The sequence below is a fragment of the Rhodococcus sp. NPDC049939 genome (assembly GCF_040656415.1).
GTDB lineage: Bacteria > Actinomycetota > Actinomycetes > Mycobacteriales > Mycobacteriaceae > Rhodococcus_F.
This window is the reverse complement of record NZ_JBFAMC010000001.1, coordinates 1988754-2004722: the sequence shown is the minus strand read 5'-3', so window position 1 is coordinate 2004722 and position 15969 is coordinate 1988754. Positions and strand designations below refer to the sequence as shown.

The following is a 15969-nucleotide window of genomic DNA, read 5'->3' as shown; positions in this document are numbered from 1 at the left end:
GATGCCGCGAATCCTGATCCTCGGCGGTACCGGGGAGGCCCGTGTGCTCGCGGCGGCTGTGAGTGAAGATCCACACACCGACGCCGTGTCGTCGTTGGCCGGCCGCACCCGGGATCCTCGGGTGCCGGTCGGCGACGTGCGCATCGGCGGATTCGGGGGAGCGGGCGGACTCGCCGACTGGCTGCGGACGAACCCGGTCGACGCGATTGTGGATGCTACCCACCCGTTCGCAGCCCGGATTACGGCGAACGTGGTCGAGGCCGCCAGTCGGTGCAATATCCCGCTATTGCTCTTGCGGCGTCCCGAGTGGGTGCGCCGAACCGGCGACGACTGGCGTGAGGTGGCCGATCTCGCCGACGCGGCGCAGCTGTTGCCCGACGTGGGTTCGCGGGTGTTCCTCACCATCGGCAGGCAGGGCGTCGACTCGTTCGCAGCACTGGGAGCCCTGTGGTTTCTGGTGCGCGCTATCGATCCGCCCGACGCCGACATGCCGCCGCAGTCGCGGCTTCTACTCGCTCGGGGGCCGTTCACGTCGGCGGCTGAACGCGAACTCATGCAAGAGCACCGCATCAACGTTCTGGTCACCAAGAACAGCGGCGGAGACCAGACCTACGGGAAGGTTGCGGCCGCGCGTGCCATGGGAATTCCTGTGCTCATGATTCGCCGTCCACCGCTGCCGCCGGGCGTCGATGTGGTGCACGATGTCGCAGGTGTGATGGCGTGGCTTGGTTCGCACACCCATGAGGCCGAAGATTCTTCGGCGCCGGGTCGGTCCGCGGCCCGCCGAACCGGGGATTCCCGTCGGTAAGCAACTCGTTGACCCCGTTTGCTCGACGAATTGGTTTCACGAATTGACGTCGCCGTACTGGACGGTTGAAAAGTAGCGCAATTGCACAACGATTGGTTGATTATGACAATCTTCGGTCCAGGACTTTCCAAGGTGAACATCATCGGTTAGTTTCCTTGCAACACAGTTGGGTTGACTCCAAGAGCGGGGCAACCGGATCCCCGAAACGGTTTCACCAAAGTGTTCTGTGTGTTTCTCGTGGTCGCTCTATATGAAATCAGTGAGGGGCCGTGCCATGTCCGATGAGTGATTTCAACACCCGTGCAGAGAAGGAAAAAATCGAATGAGTGTGTCATTCCTGGAGGCAACGGCGACGTTGCTAACTGACCTGCTAGCCGATGTGTACTCGGGTTCTGTGACGCCTGCTATTGGATCGCTGGTCGATGCGGCCCTCCTCAGCTGAAAGAAGGCAGGTTCCGTTCATGTGCTGCTACACGACAGGAGTCGAATAATGGGTTCTGGGTCAATTGCGGAGGCGTTGGAAAGTGGGTTGGGCAACCTGATCAGGATAGCGGTCCCTGCAATTTTGTTCGAGCCGTTCGCATTATCCGTTGATTTCGGTTGGGTCTGAAAATGGTCGATCACAAGGAGAGTAAACGACAATGGATTCCGGAAGTCTTCTCGACCTCGTTTCGAGCATTGATTTAGGGTCGCTGATCGACCCACTGGCACTTTTGGATGGGCTGATCGGTGCAGTATTTGCGGCCGTCGGCAACATTATCGACGTGTTGCCGGCCGGTTCGTCGGCAGTGGCCGGATCTCTGAACGAGATCCTTGGTTCCGTCGGTGACCTCGGTCCTGTCGAAGCCCCGTAATCAGGAGTGAGAAAACATGCTAGAGCTGTCCCTCGACTTCAGTTCTGATCTAGTGAATTTCGCATCTGTCGATCTGGTCGAGACGTTTGCGAAGTACCTGAACACCCTGTCCGTTGCGCCGACACCCTGAGGAAGGAAATCCCCATGCTGCAGCAGTATCTCGAAATGATGGTGAGCTGGATGAGCAGAACGATCCAGTTCATCGACCTCGGAAGCTCGCTGATTCCATAGGGTGATCACGCTCCGTCCCAATCAGCCCATTCGACAGAGCTTCGAAACCGAGGATCTCCACGGCTACCATCAGCGGTGGGGACCCTCGGTTTCTCGTTGATGGGTTACACGCACCGCGTAGGCGTCAGCACGGTGGGTCGGAAACGTCCTCGGACAAGGGCTTTCCCTCTGGTTCGGCATAGAGTGCGAGGAGGACGACGGGAGCCGAACCGAGGTTGTCGCCCACATGGACTTGGTCACTTCCGTGGCCCTCGATGACGACCTGACCCGGCGTCGACACAGCGGTAGTGCAGTCGTGGAGAGTCCGGGTGAGTTCCCCCGATTCGACAAACCCGTACACCGGACCGTCATGGTAGTGCCACCCGGTCGTGCCACCGGGTGCGATCTCGATGCGCCGGAGGGTGAGCACCGTGCCCCCCGACGTACCGGGAACGGTGGTCTCGAGTAGTGTCTGCGCACTCACTCCCGATGACGGTGTGGCGCCGGCGGGTAAGGCGAGCAGAACCGCCGCTGTGATACATGCGGACATGGCCAGAATCGGCTTCGCGATCAAGTGGCTGACCTTTCGGTGCGCCGGTTCCACGTGCGGCCTGCGGAATTCCGGACCGATGCTCTCGAGTTCTTCAAGGCTACATTCACCAACCGGCAGAAGCAGACTTATCGGGCAGTTTTCGCTGATGGCCCCGGCAGTGATCGTCCGCCCCGTTGATTTCGGGACTCGTGACTTCAGGCACCACTGTTCACCGGCCAGAAAACCAGCTGTTACCAGAGTGCGGCCCATGCTCGGGCCTTTGTTTCGAGTCCGCCAGTGTGATTTCGGCTACAGTCAAGAAGAGTTTGACCTCAGCCAGCAAGGTGGATCGCAATGAATTTGATACAGAAATCAGCAGCGTCAGCCCTCGTAGCTTTGGCCGTCACTCTCGGAGCGGGTACTGCGCAAGCGGATCCCCTGGCACCCGACCCAGGCCCCGCCCCGGCACCCGCTGAACCGGCGCCCGTCGAACCGGCACCCCCTCCGCTGATGCCCGATCTCTTCGGTCCTCCGCCATCGCCTGAGAAGCAGGCCGCGCTCGAGAACATGCTCAACGAACTCGGACTCGGATGGGCCAACGGTGGCGCGGCTGGAATGGCAATCGGCGCGGCGATAGGACTCGGCGTCGGGTGTGTATCGATGTTTCCGGGCAGCCTCGCGGGCTGCATGATCGGTTCACCCATCGGGGCGCTCACCGGTGCCATCGTCGGCATCGCGCAGGGGAACCCCAGGGCGCAGCAGGCGATCGAGGAGTATCTCAACACCCCGTGAACCACCGCCAGTCAGCTCGCTTCATGAGTCGACCGGTCACGAACGACGGATTCCTCCGCGCAGGAGGTGACCAGGGTGTTGAAGATTCAAGGTTCGGTGACGGTGGTCTCGACCTCGATCACAGCCGGGCGGTAGTCGGCCAGCGCTTCCTCGAACGCGGCGACGAAATCAGTTGATGTCCGAACCGAGGTCGCGGTGACGCCGTATCCGGACGCAATGGCAGCGAAGTCGATACCGGGGACGTCCAACCCGGGGGCTTTACAAGCATCGAGGATCCGCGCGAACCACCTCAGCGCACCATACGTTCCGTTCTTGAGGATCACGATGATTACCGGGATGTCATATCGGGCGGCGGTCCACAGGGCCGTGATGCCGTAGTTGGCAGATCCGTCCCCGATCAGTCCGACCACGCGGCGGTCAGGGAGTGCGAGTTGGGCGCCGACTGCGGCGGGAAGCCCCCACCCGAGACCACCGGACGCGGGGAAGTAGTAGCTGTTCGGCCGAGACAGGTCCATTTGAGACCAGAAAGCCCCTGTCGTCGATGTCGACTCCTTCACGTAGACCACATCGCCGGGCGCGGTCTCGCGCACCAGTGCGAACAGTTGCTCCGGGTGAAGACCGTCCGGCGATGTTCGAGCAGGAGGTATCCCCTCGAGCGGGGGGAGTGTTGCACCGCGTCCCGGCACCGCGTCGGCCAGGCGGGTCAGGGAGTCACGCATGCCGGTCACATACGCGTCGCCCATTGGTGCCCGTGCGGCCTCACCTGGATCACTCGTGAGCTGGATCAACCGGGCGCCCTCAGGCAGGTACTCACCCGGCGCGAATTGGTGGTAGCGGAAGACTGGCGCTCCAATGACGAGAATCAGGTCGTGCCCCGCGAGCGCGTCGGTCACCCCCTGAACGGCGGCCGGCAGCACGCCCCGAAAGCTGCGGTGACGGGTAGGGAACGGGCATCTCGCCGGCGATGGTGCGATCCACACCGGAGCGCACAAGGCGTCCGCGAGGCGCACTGCTTCGTCGTTGGCGCGCTCGGCGTCCACTTCGGGGCCGAGCACCAGGACGGGGTGTTGGGCACCGGCGAGAGCCTCGACGAGTACCCCGAGTTGATCCGCCGTCAGCGAGTTGGCAGGCGCAGTGGTGCGCTCGACCAGGTGCCGGGTCTCGACGGGTGCTTCCTGCTCCCAGTCGTCGTACGGTACCGACACATACACCGGCCCCTTGGCGGGCAGGTTCGCGATGTGAATAGCGTGGCTGATGGTCCTGGGTACATCCTGTGCGCATGCAGGCTCGCTCGACCACTTCACGAGGGGTTTCGGGAGCGTCGGCGCCTCGACGTTGGCAAGCATCACTTCCTGGCCAATCGTGGAACGAACCTGCTGTCCCGCCGTGATGATCAGGGGGCTGTGCGAATACACCGAGTTGGTGAGCGAACCCATCGCGTTGCCGGTGCCCGCCGCCGCATGGAGGTTCACGAATGCCGGGCCGCCGCGCGCCTGCGCATAGCCGTCCGCCATGGCGAGCACGGCCCCCTCGTGCAGGCCCAGTACGTAGAGAAAGTCGTCGGGCATTCCAGCCAGGAAGGGCAGTTCGTTGGATCCGGGGTTCCCGAAGATCGTCGTCAGTTCATGGGCGCGCAGTAGGTCATAGGTTGCCTGACGCACGTCAGCCATCGAAGGTTCTCCGTCCGTTCAGTGGGTCGGTGCCAGGACCGATGTGTGAACACGGGCGCAACAGTCCCAATGAAACTTGTCTACCACCACACCGAGATGTTCGTGGCCTGCCGACGTGGACCTGAAACTGATCAAGCCCCTCGTGTCCGGACCCGGAGCGTCACTTCATAGGTGGAGTTGACAGATCACCCTGTCACCGCGGGGTGTTGCTCTACGCCGCCTCGACGGCACCTCCGTCTTCAGCCCGGGTAACGGCGGGGAGTGAAGACCCTGGTTCCGTGTTCGCCCTCAACCACGGTCGTCATGGACGAGCCGACGATCAGCAGACAACGCATGTCGATCTCGGCGGGGTCGAGGTCGGCGAGGTGCACAACGCGCACCGACTCCTGCGCGCCGGCCACGTCACGGCCGATGATCACCGGGGTGTCGGGGGAGCGATGCTCGAGAACGAGGTCGCGCATCGCTCCTACCTGCCAGGTACGTGATTTCGACGCCGGGTTGTAGACGGCGAAGGCCATGTCGGCGCCGGCGATGGCGGAAATGCGCCGAGCCACGACCTCCCATGGCTTGAGCCGATCGGACAAGGACAGGACGGCATAGTCGTGCCCAAGGGGGGCGCCGACCCGGCTTGCGACGGCGTTTGCGGCCGTCATTCCGGGCAGGACGCGCACCGGAACGTTGCGCCACTGATCCTCGTCCGCTACCTCGAGAACCGCGGCCGCCATCGCGAATACGCCCGGGTCGCCGGACGAGACCACAGCGACACGTGCCCCGTTCTTCGCCAAATCGAGTGCCATCGCCGCACGCTCGGCCTCGACCCTGTTGTCGCTGCGGTGGCGGCGCTGCCCGGGACGCTCCGGCACCCGGTCGATGTAGGGGCCGTAGCCGACGATGTCGGTGGCCAGCGACAATTCGTGCTGCACCTCGGGTGTCGTCCACGCCAGATCGCCGGGACCGAGCCCGACGACGACCAGTTCACCGGCGGGGGCGGCCATGCCTCGTCGGGTGTTCGACGGGCTGGGAACGACGGCGATCGAGAAGTAGGGAACGTCTTCGTCCGAGACGTTGTCTGCCGCGTCGATCCGCTGCCGCCCTGTGCTGGCTCGTTCGATGTACCAGGTTTCGTCGATCCGCCCCGACTCTTTCAACGCCTTCCGGACGATCGGATACGTGCGCCCGAGCTTGAGGATCGCGGCGGCGTCCGTCTCTCGCAGCCGGCGCGTCAACTCGCCCTGCGGAAGCGTGCCGGGTAGGACGGTGAGGATTTCCTCGCCCTCCACGAGCGGCATCGCCAACGCCGCGGAGGCGGCACTGATAGAAGAGACACCGGGAACCACCTCCGCCTCGAAGCGCTGCGACAGGCGTTTGTGCATGTGCATGTAGGAGCTGTAGAAAAGCGGATCGCCGGCGGCGAGGAGTGCCACGGCGCGGCCTGCCTCCAGGTGGGCGGCCAACCGCTCCGAGGACTTCTCGTAGAACTCGTCGATCGCCGCCTGGTATCCACCGGGATGGTCGGTGGTCTCGGTCGTGACGGGGTAGACGAGATGCTCCTCGATCTGGCCCTCACGCATGTACGGCTCCGCGATCGCCCGCGAGATGCTCTTGCCGTGCCGGGCGCTGTGGAAAGCGACCACATCGGCCTCGGCGATGATCCGTGCGGCCTTGACCGTCACCAGTTCCGGATCGCCCGGCCCGATTCCGACTCCCCACAGCTTGCCGGGCCTGGGCGCCTCGGAGCTCATTCGACTTCACTCGCAATCGCATTCAGGGCTGCCGACGTGATGGCGCTGCCACCCCGACGACCGCGAACCACCAGATAGTCGAGTCCGCTGGGGTGCTCGATCAACGCCTCCTTCGACTCGGCGGCACCGATGAAGCCGACCGGACCCCCCACGATCGCAGCAGGCCTGGGCGCACCCGATTCGATCATGTCCAACAGATGGAACAACGCGGTCGGGGCGTTGCCGATCGCGACCACGGCGCCCTGGAGTTTGCTGCCCCACAACTCCAGAGCAGCGGCCGAGCGGGTGTTCCCGATCCGCTCGGCCAGCGCAGCGACCCGCGGGTCACGCAGCGTGCACAGCACCTCGTTGTCCGCAGGTAAACGCTTCCGAGTCACCCCGGCGGCCACCATTTGCGCGTCGCACAAGATGGGGGCGCCCCCTTCCAGTGCCGCGCGAGCGGCCTTCACGACTCCGGGGGTGAACGCGACATCGCCTACCAGATCGACCTGGCCACTGGCGTGAATCATCCGGACCACAGCCTTCGAGACATCCTCGGGAAAAGCACGCAGATCCGCCTCGGCGCGGATCGTGGCAAAGGACCGGCGGTAGATCTCCGCGCCGTCTCGGATGTAGTCGACCATTCGCTCACGATAGAGGCCCACAGCTCAAGGACTCTCCACCTGGTAACCAGTCGCGGTCGCGGCTCGGTAACCAGTCGCGGTCGCGACGATGTCGGTGACTTCACCAGACGGGCGCCCGCAGCGCCTCTCGCATCCTGACCAGTGCGTGCGGCCCTCCGGTGGGACTTCGCCGCTGCGAACAGCCTCCCGAGCGTCGGCGCGCACATCGGCATGAGCCTTCTCGCACCCCGGTTGCCCGGTGCAGGCGCTGACGTTCAGCCAGGGCGAGTTCTCGTCGAAGATCAGGCCCATCGGGGCGAGGACACGTACCACCTGCTCGGCGGACCATTCGTCGAGGTCGCACAGCAGCAAGGTTTTCCACGGGGTGATGATCACGGGCTTGTCGATCGCGGCGAGGAACTCCGCCATCCTTGTATCGAGGATTCCGAACGCGAGACCACCGCCGAGCGTGACGCCACCGTCCGGTTGCTCGAGCCACCCGATCGGTGCGTGATGCTCGCCGAACCCGGTGACCGGTTCGGCGGTCGGCGCGAGGGTGAGGGACGCGAGCGTGCGTTCCACCGCGTCGGTGATCTCGGACAGTCGCCAGTGCTGGTCGCGAAGTTCGAGGAATACGCGGGCGGCATCGAGGAGTACGGTCACTGAATCCGTCACCGCGATTCGGGCGCCGCTGTCGCGACCGGCGAGTACCACGGCGACTTCGGTCTGTCCGACCGCATGGATACCGAAATCGCCACCGAGCGGGGTGATGTCACCGCGACCGTCGTCGAGGGTGAAGAGGGTGCGGCCCGGTAGTTCGGCCAACCTGGCGTCGGCGCACAGCCTCCGGTCGAGTTCGTCGACCATGCCGCGGAGATCGGTGAGTCCGCCGATGCGCCCGGTCAGCGGTGAGGCGAGGATGTTGCGAGCACGTTCGTGTGTCCGTGACGGCAACAGTCCGGCATCGCCGAGGCGGTTGGTGAGCGCCTGCGGGTCACTGATTGCCCTCAACTGCACGTTGGCGCGGGAGGTCAGTTCGATCTCGCCGTTGCCGAGATCGCGTGCGGATTCCGCGAGTGTCTGCACTTGTCCGGGCGTCAAGGTGCCGCCTGGAAGCCGCACGCGGGCGAGTGGGCCGTCGGCGGCTTGGTGGAACCGGAAAGCGCCGGGGCAGGCATCGGGGCGGGAACGGGCGTCGACCATGGTCCCAGGCTACGGGTGGCGACCGGTAGCATCACCAGCACTTGCGGCACCAGGAGAGGAAACCGGTGGGAATCCGGTGCGGTCGCGCCACTGTGGGCTCACCGATCTCGGTGGGCGAGCCAGACCCTCGCCTGCTGACCCGCCGAACCCACGGTTTTCGTCGAACCACCGCCACGGGGCGCGATACCCCAGGAAGGCTTCCGCTGTGATTCTGCTGCTCTCCACCTCGGACACCGATCTGCTCAGTGCCCGCGCCAGCGGCGCGGACTATCGCTTGGCGAATCCGTCTCGACTGCTCGTCGAGGAAGACCTGCCCGTGTTGCTCGAGGGCGCCGATCTCGTCGTCGTGCGCATCCTTGGTGGGCGGCGGGCGTGGGAGGAGGGGCTTGCCGCCGTTCTGGCCAGCGGATTGCCCGTGGTGGTCGTCGGTGGTGAGCACGCTCCCGACGCCGAGTTGATGGAATGTTCGACGGTCACCGCGGGAGTGGCTGCCGAGGCGCACAACTACCTCGCCGAGGGCGGTGCGGCCAATCTCGCGCAGCTGCACCACTTCCTGTCGGACACCGTGCTGCTCACCGGTCACGGTTTCGAGGCTCCGGTGCGCCTGCCCAGCTGGGGAATCGCACCGTTCGCCCCGGATCCGGTCGAGGACCGGCCCACGATCGCCGTGCTCTACTACCGCGCCCAGCATTTGGCTGGTAACACCCGGTACATCGAGGCGCTGTGCGAGGCAGTCGAGGCCTCCGACGCCAACCCGCTGCCGATTTTCTGTGCGTCGCTGCGCACCGCCGAACCAGAGCTACTCCGGACGTTACGCCGCGCCGATGCCATGGTGGTCACTGTGCTCGCCGCCGGCGGTACCAAACCCTCAGGGGTCACGGCCGGTGGTGACGACGAAGCATGGGACGTAGCCGCCCTCGCCGCATTGGACGTGCCGATCCTGCAAGGCCTGTGCCTGACCAGCAGCCGCGAATCGTGGGCGTCCAACGATGACGGACTCTCTCCACTCGACGTGGCCACGCAGGTCGCGGTGCCCGAATTCGACGGTCGGCTGATCACGGTGCCGTTCTCATTCAAGGAAATCGACTCCGATGGGCTGACCACCTACGTTCCGGATGCCGAGCGCGCTTCTCGGGTGGCGGGGATTGCCGTCCGGCACGCGCGCCTGCGCCGCATCCCCGCCCCCGCGCGGCGCATCGCACTGATGCTGTCGGCGTATCCCACCAAGCACGCCCGCATCGGTAACGCAGTCGGACTCGACACCCCGGCGAGCGCGATCCGGTTGCTCACCGAGATGCGCACGGCCGGATACGACCTGGGGCCGGAAGACGGGCCGGACGCCGTGCCTGGACTCGCCACGCGGGACGGCGACGCCCTGATCCACGCCCTGATCGCTGCAGGTGGACAGGACCCGGACTGGCTGACTGCCGAGCAACTCGAGGGCAACCCGATCCGCATCTCCGCCGATCGCTACCGCGAATGGTTCGCGTCGCTGCCCGGGGAGTTGCGCGAGCGCGTCGAGGAGCACTGGGGTCCCGCGCCCGGCGAGATGTATGTCGATCGAACGCAGGATTCTGCAGGTGAAATAGTCATCGCAGCAATGCAATTCGGAAATGTCGTGCTCATGGTGCAGCCACCCCGCGGATTCGGCGAGAACCCGGTCGCGATCTACCACGACCCGGATCTTCCACCGAGCCATCACTACCTGGCTGCCTACCGGTGGATTGCAGCAGACAGCGAGGCGGGCGGTTTCGGGGCCGACGCGGTGGTCCATCTCGGCAAGCACGGCAACCTCGAATGGTTGCCCGGCAAGACACTCGGCATGTCCGCGGCGTGCGGACCTGACGCCGCGCTCGGAGATCTGCCGCTCATCTACCCGTTCCTCGTCAACGACCCCGGCGAGGGCACCCAGGCCAAGCGTCGCGCCCACGCCACCCTGGTCGATCACCTGATTCCACCGATGGCCCGCGCCGAGAGCTACGGCGACATCGCCCGACTCGAGCAACTCCTCGATGAGCACGCGAACATCTCCGCACTGGACCCGTCGAAGTTGCCCGCGATTCGCCAGCAGATCTGGACATTGATGCGAGCCGCCAAGATGGACCACGACCTCGGCCTCGAGGAACGCCCCGACGAGGACGTGTTCGATGACATGCTGCTGCACGTCGACGGCTGGCTGTGCGAGATCAAAGACGTCCAGATCCGCGACGGTCTCCATGTCCTCGGCCAGGCGCCCCGCGACGCAGCCGAGGTCGAACTCGTTCTCGCCATGCTGCGTGCCAGACAGATGTGGGGTGGCGAGCAGAACGTTCCGGGGCTGCGTGAGGCGCTCGGTCTCAGTGAAGCCGGCGACGAGTCCCGCAGCCGCGTGGACGATGTCGAGGTACGGGCTCAGGCGCTGGTACAGGGCATGCACGACGCGGACTGGAGGCCCGAAGCCGCCGACACTCTCACCGACGACGCCACGGTTGCACAGATACTGCGCTTCGCGGCGACCGAGGTGGTGCCCAGGCTCAGGGAAACCGACAACGAGATCCGCCAGGTGCTGCACGCGCTCGACGGTGGGTTCATCGCGGCCGGTCCGAGTGGATCACCGTTGCGCGGGCTGATCAATGTGCTCCCTACAGGCCGCAATTTCTACTCCGTGGACCCGAAAGCGGTGCCGTCCCGGTTGGCCTGGGAAACCGGTCAGGCGATGGCTGAATCGTTGCTGGACCGGTACAGGGCAGATCACGGGCACTGGCCGCGGTCGGTGGGCCTGTCGGTGTGGGGCACCTCGGCGATGCGGACCTCGGGTGACGACATCGCCGAGATCTTCGCGCTCCTCGGGGTCCGGCCGGTGTGGGACGAGGCCAGCCGCCGAGTGGTCGATCTCGAGGTGATCGACCTCGACGAGTTGGGCCGCCCGCGCATCGACGTCACGGTCAGGATCAGCGGATTCTTCCGCGATGCGTTCCCGCACGTGCTGGCTCTGCTCGACGACGCGGTCCGGCTGGTGGCCGCCCTTGACGAACCAGCCGACAGCAACTTTGTCCGACTGCATTCGCAGGCTGATCTCGCAGAACACGGCGACGAACGACGCGCGACCACCCGCATCTTCGGTTCCAAGCCGGGTACGTACGGAGCCGGGTTGCTGCAGTTGATCGACTCGAAGAGCTGGCGCGGGGACGCGGATCTGGCCGACGTCTACACCACGTGGGGCGGGTTCGCATACGGTCGCGGACTCGACGGTGCCCCTGCGGCCGACGACATGCGCACCGCGTACCGGCGGATCGCGGTGGCGGCCAAGAACACTGACACCCGTGAGCATGACATCGCCGATGCCGACGACTACTTCCAGTACCACGGTGGGATGGTCGCGACGGTTCGTGCACTCACCGGTACGTCACCGGAGGCATACATCGGCGACAGCACCCGCCCCGAGTCGGTGCGCACCCGAACCCTGTCGGAGGAGACGGCGCGGGTGTTCCGTGCGCGCGTCGTGAACCCCCGGTGGCTCGAGGCGATGCGCCGCCATGGCTACAAGGGCGCCTTCGAGATGGCAGCAACCGTCGACTACCTGTTCGGATACGACGCCACCACCGATGTGGTCGCCGACTGGATGTACGAGAATCTCGCTGAGTCGTATGTGCTCGACGAACAGAACCGCAAGTTCATGGAGCAGTCCAACCCGTGGGCTCTGCACGGGATTGCCGAACGCCTCCTCGAGGCGGTGGATCGGGGCATGTGGGAGCATCCCGAGCAACAGACGCTCGATGGCTTGCGGCAGGTATACCTCGAAACCGAGGGTGAACTCGAGGGCGACTGATCGTCGTTGCGGGAATCCGTTCCGATCAGATCGCCGAGCGGAGGCTCAGGCTGCGGACATTGCTACGCGATCGTAGACTCGATCGCCAAAGTATTTGCGAATGAACAGCAATGGTCGAGCGTACTTGCCTGCTACGTATCTTGTCTTCGGCCGATCGGAAGATATGGCTTTCGACACGACATCTGCAATAACGTACGGAGGCGAGAGTGAGTCTTGCTTTTCGTATCTGTTCCTCATGCCATCAGCGACCCTTTCGCCGAAGTCCTTGTAAGGCCCTCCGCTCGATATCTCTTGAAGGTTGTCGGCGGCAACGCTGCCCCATGCCGTCTGGATACCGCCCGGTTCGACTACGACTACGTTGATCCCAAACTGCTTCAACTCGAGTCGTAGACAGTCCGACCAGCCCTCAACCGCGTGCTTGGTGGCGTGATACCAAGCGCCGAGCGGCGTGTATATTTTGCCGCCCATCGATGACGTGTTGATGATCGTGCCAGATTCTTGCTTCCGCATGTGAGGCAAGACAAGCTGCGTAAGGCGGGCCAGGCCGAACAGATTCACCTCGAATTGGTGTTTGGCTTTGTCAATTGAGGTCTCCTCGACAGAGCCGTAAAGACCATAACCCGCATTGTTGAAAAGTACGTCGATCCGGTTTTCGTTTTCCATGACCGAATTCACCGCTTTTTCGAGTGTCGAATAGTCGGTCATCTCCATTTCGAGCGGTTTACCGCCGGCTCTCTCTATCTTGGCCGCATCCTTCTCGGCCCGTCCGGACCCATAGACTGTATGGCCTTCGGACACAAGCTTCTTCAGCGTGGCGAAGCCGATCCCGGATGATGCACCGGAAATTATTACTACCTTTTTCATATCGAACCCCCTTGTTGAATCACAACTCCCGGTTCGCAATTTCTCGAGGCATGACTGAAGTGAAGGTGAGAAAATTTCCCGATTGACAAGTATTCAATTAATGCTATGTGTTTGCTACTTACCACGCAACCCTGCGAATCATCTCGACTCGGCGTGAACTTCGGACGCGGGGCGGTGTTGGAGCCGCTGAAAGCGATGATCTTGCGCGTGTCTTGACCGGCGGGGAGACACCGGCGCGAATTTCTGCCGGACAGTCTGATTCGACACGACTCGAGTTCTATTCGGTGGCCGCGTCGTGAGCGAGTTGCGGCCGCTCCCTCACTCGACCGAGGGTGTGGCCGAGAGTTGGCCCAGCAATGCAGTGCGAATCTCGGGCCGAGATCCGACGACCATGGCCAACATCGCCTCACGGGCGAGTCGTTCGGCGGTGTTGCCTGATACGGACGAGGAACTGCCGGTGGCCGCCACGAGCGTCGTCGCGGCCCGAATGGCCAGTGCGCCCGCCTCTGCACGGGCCAAGTGCTGGTCGAATCCTCCGATCAGTGTGGCGTCGAGATGGTCACGGACGTTCGACAATTGTGACGCGAAGTCGGTCGTGTCTACCGCTCGCTTCTCGAGCTCCACCATGCACCGGCGGGTGATGCCCATGGGCATCGATGCAGCGAACCTGGAAAGAAGAGTCTCTCCCGCCATGAACTCGTCGCGGGTGATCACGTTGCATACCCGATCGCGCGGGACTTCGAAGTTGTCGAATTCGATTCGGACCGTGTTGCTCGCGCGGGCGGCTATCAGGGGGAGCGCGCGAACGGAAGCCCCCTTGCTCGGGTGCGCGTCGAGGAGCACCTCCACAACCGAGTCGTCGGCCTCGTCGCGGGCGAAAAGCAGCACGACATCGATGATGTCCCAACCGGTGACGAACGGCGCTGCACCGTAGAGAACATAGCCATCGCCGGTGCGTCGCGCGTGAAGCAATGGCGGTTGTGGGGCGGCTCCCGCACCGGAGACGCCGCCCTTGACGGACCCGTCCATGAGGCCGTCCCAGTACGTGTCGCGCAGGGCGGTGTTCGGCGATGTTGCCAGGTGCTTGACGACGCCGCCGTGCTGCGCCCAAGTAAATGTGGTGGCCAGGCAGCTACCGAACAGGATTTCCAGGAGTTCTGCCCGGTCACCGAGGCTCAAGTCGGGTCCGCCGAGTTCGGGGGGTGCGCTGATGCCGTAGAAGCCTGCCTTGGCCAGCACCTCGAAGTGGTTGGGAGGAATCTTTCCCTCCGCGTCGACAGCGTCGGCCGCCGGCGCAAATACGTTCTCTGCTATTTCCCGAGCGCGTTCTGTCCAGTGGTTCACCAAATCGAGCGTACCGCGCGATCGGATCGAACAAGGTGGACTATCAGTGCGGGGGCCACACCGTCGATGTTGCGCCACGAAGGCGGGAGTCGCTGTCTTCCTTCACGGGCAGGATCAAGTCAATGAGGTCGGCGCTGCGAGTTGACCGACTAGCGCGGTGCGAAGCTCGGGCCGAGATGCGACCATCATGGCCAACATTGCCTCACGGGCGAGTCGTTCGGCGGTGTTGCCTCTCACCGACGAGGAGCTGCCGGTCGCTGCCATGAGGGCTGTGGCGGCTCGAATGGCCAGTACCGCGGCCTCCGCTCGGGCCACGTTCCGGTCATATTCTCCGGTCAACGTGGCGTCAAGATGGTCACGGACGGTCGGCAGCTGCGCCGCAAAGGTAGATGTGTCGACCGCCCGCTTTTCGAGTTCCGCGAAGCACCGCCGAGCGATGCCTAACGGCATCGTTGCGTTGAACTTGGAAAGAAGTGTCTCTCCGGCCATGAACTCGTCGCGGGTGATCACTTCGCACACCCGATCTCGCGAGACCTGGAAGTTCTCGAATCCGACTCGGACGGTGTTGCTTGCGTGGGCGGCGATCAGCGGCAGCGTTTGAACAGAAACCCCCTTGTTCGGGTGTGCATCGACAATCATCGCCACGATCGAATCGTCGACCTCGTCGCGGGCCAGAAACAGCACGACATCGATGATGCCCCAACCGGTGACGAACGGCGCCACACCGTTGAGAACGTAGCCACTTTCGGTGCGCCGCGCATGGAGCAGCGGCGGCTGTGGGGCGGCTCCCGCGCCGGAGATGCCACTCTTGACGGACCCGGTCACGAGGCCGTTCCAGTAGGTGTCGCGCAGGGCGGTGTTCGGCGATGTTGCCAGCCGTTTGACAACGCCGCCGTGCTGCGCCCATGTAAACGCGGTGGCCAGACAGCTACCGAACAGGATTTCGAACAGATCTGCCCGGTCGTCGGGGCTCAACTCGGGTCCGCCGAGCTCGGGGGGTGCGCTGATGCCGTAGAAGCCTGCCTTGGCCAGCACCTCGAAGTGGTTGGGAGGGATCTTCCCCTCGGCGTCGACAGTGTTGGCCGCCGGAACAAATACGTTCTCTGCTATGTCCCGAGCGCGTTCTGTCCAGTTGATCACTAGCTCGAGGGTACCTGTGACCTCGTTGGACGGCGGGTCTGATCGACCGGGAACCGACGCGGCGGTATCGCCCCACCGGCGAGATGGTGTCGGTGCACGGAGGCCGCTCGAGCTTGCCTGGTGAGTTCCCCGCTGCAGCGAACCTGGGTCGAAGAAAAGTCGTTGGTTGCGGCAGCTACACCACCCCGAATAGGCCCTCACGCAGCCCATTCAACCTGGTCGAGCCGCTTCGCGAACGAATGGCCGAACAGAGCCGTGCAAGCTGTGCAACTATGAGATCGTATGTGCCCTAATGCTCGCGAACGCATGGTCTGGGGGGCGAGCGGAAGCGTCCGCCTCTTACATTTGCGGGTCTGGATTCGTGGGCGGACACGCTTTCACCGGTCGGGGAAACCTTACG

The 15969-nt window shown here is 64.1% G+C and carries 12 protein-coding genes and 1 riboswitch; of the genes, 4 read left to right on the top strand and 8 right to left on the bottom strand.

What is annotated here, in order from left to right; all coding sequences use genetic code 11:
* The first annotated feature begins 1 nt into the window (after window position 1).
* Together AB0I57_RS08860 and AB0I57_RS08855 are read left to right on the top strand one after the other, a co-directional pair.
* The gene (locus AB0I57_RS08860; RefSeq protein WP_358332704.1) at window positions 2-808 is read left to right on the top strand and encodes a cobalt-precorrin-6A reductase; all 807 of its coding nucleotides are present in this window, start codon (window positions 2-4) and stop codon (window positions 806-808) included.
* 641 nt (window positions 809-1449) lie between these two features.
* Entirely contained in the window at window positions 1450-1662 is a 213-nt protein-coding gene (locus AB0I57_RS08855; RefSeq protein WP_358332701.1) for a hypothetical protein, read from the top strand.
* A 355-nt stretch (window positions 1663-2017) separates the two neighbouring features.
* Here the strand turns inward: AB0I57_RS08855 and AB0I57_RS08850 are convergent, their stop codons facing one another.
* Complete coding sequence (locus tag AB0I57_RS08850) at window positions 2018-2446, bottom strand: cupin domain-containing protein (protein WP_358332698.1); 429 nt, start codon at window positions 2444-2446, stop codon at window positions 2018-2020.
* Between the two features lie 312 nt (window positions 2447-2758).
* On the opposite strand from AB0I57_RS08850, the gene AB0I57_RS08845 reads away from it, so the two are divergent.
* Window positions 2759-3196 (top strand): hypothetical protein, encoded by a 438-nt coding sequence (locus tag AB0I57_RS08845; RefSeq protein WP_358332695.1) that lies wholly within the window; start codon window positions 2759-2761, stop codon window positions 3194-3196.
* Between the two features lie 86 nt (window positions 3197-3282).
* On the opposite strand, the gene mdlC is transcribed toward AB0I57_RS08845, so the two are convergent.
* The 4 genes from mdlC to cobG form a co-directional block, all read right to left on the bottom strand.
* Complete coding sequence (mdlC, locus tag AB0I57_RS08840) at window positions 3283-4866, bottom strand: benzoylformate decarboxylase (protein WP_358332692.1); 1584 nt, start codon at window positions 4864-4866, stop codon at window positions 3283-3285.
* A gap of 239 nt (window positions 4867-5105) precedes the next feature.
* Window positions 5106-6608 carry a precorrin-2 C(20)-methyltransferase gene (locus tag AB0I57_RS08835; RefSeq protein ID WP_358332689.1) on the bottom strand — a complete coding sequence of 501 codons (1503 nt, stop codon included), beginning with the start codon at window positions 6606-6608 and terminating at the stop codon, window positions 5106-5108.
* Complete coding sequence (locus tag AB0I57_RS08830; protein ID WP_358332686.1) at window positions 6605-7231, bottom strand: precorrin-8X methylmutase; 627 nt, start codon at window positions 7229-7231, stop codon at window positions 6605-6607. Before AB0I57_RS08830 ends, AB0I57_RS08835 begins: the two co-directional genes overlap by 4 nt.
* 24 nt (window positions 7232-7255) lie before the next feature.
* On the bottom strand, window positions 7256-8413 hold the full coding sequence (cobG, locus tag AB0I57_RS08825; protein WP_358332683.1) for a precorrin-3B synthase: 1158 nt from the start codon (window positions 8411-8413) through the stop codon (window positions 7256-7258).
* A gap of 57 nt (window positions 8414-8470) precedes the next feature.
* A riboswitch (cobalamin riboswitch) is annotated at window positions 8471-8538 on the top strand.
* An 80-nt stretch (window positions 8539-8618) separates the two neighbouring features.
* Here cobG and cobN point away from each other — a divergent pair.
* The gene (cobN, locus tag AB0I57_RS08820; RefSeq protein ID WP_358332680.1) at window positions 8619-12221 is read left to right on the top strand and encodes a cobaltochelatase subunit CobN; all 3603 of its coding nucleotides are present in this window, start codon (window positions 8619-8621) and stop codon (window positions 12219-12221) included.
* Between the two features lie 45 nt (window positions 12222-12266).
* Here the strand turns inward: cobN and AB0I57_RS08815 are convergent, their stop codons facing one another.
* The 3 genes from AB0I57_RS08815 to AB0I57_RS08805 form a co-directional block, all read right to left on the bottom strand.
* Complete coding sequence (locus AB0I57_RS08815) at window positions 12267-13085, bottom strand: oxidoreductase (RefSeq protein WP_358332677.1); 819 nt, start codon at window positions 13083-13085, stop codon at window positions 12267-12269.
* A 318-nt stretch (window positions 13086-13403) separates the two neighbouring features.
* Window positions 13404-14429: an acyl-CoA dehydrogenase family protein gene (locus AB0I57_RS08810; protein WP_358332674.1), complete on the bottom strand. Its 1026-nt coding sequence runs from the start codon at window positions 14427-14429 to the stop codon at window positions 13404-13406.
* Window positions 14430-14543: 114 nt separating this feature from the next.
* The gene (locus tag AB0I57_RS08805) at window positions 14544-15569 is read right to left on the bottom strand and encodes an acyl-CoA dehydrogenase family protein (RefSeq protein WP_358332670.1); all 1026 of its coding nucleotides are present in this window, start codon (window positions 15567-15569) and stop codon (window positions 14544-14546) included.
* Between the last annotated feature and the right edge of the window lie 400 nt (window positions 15570-15969).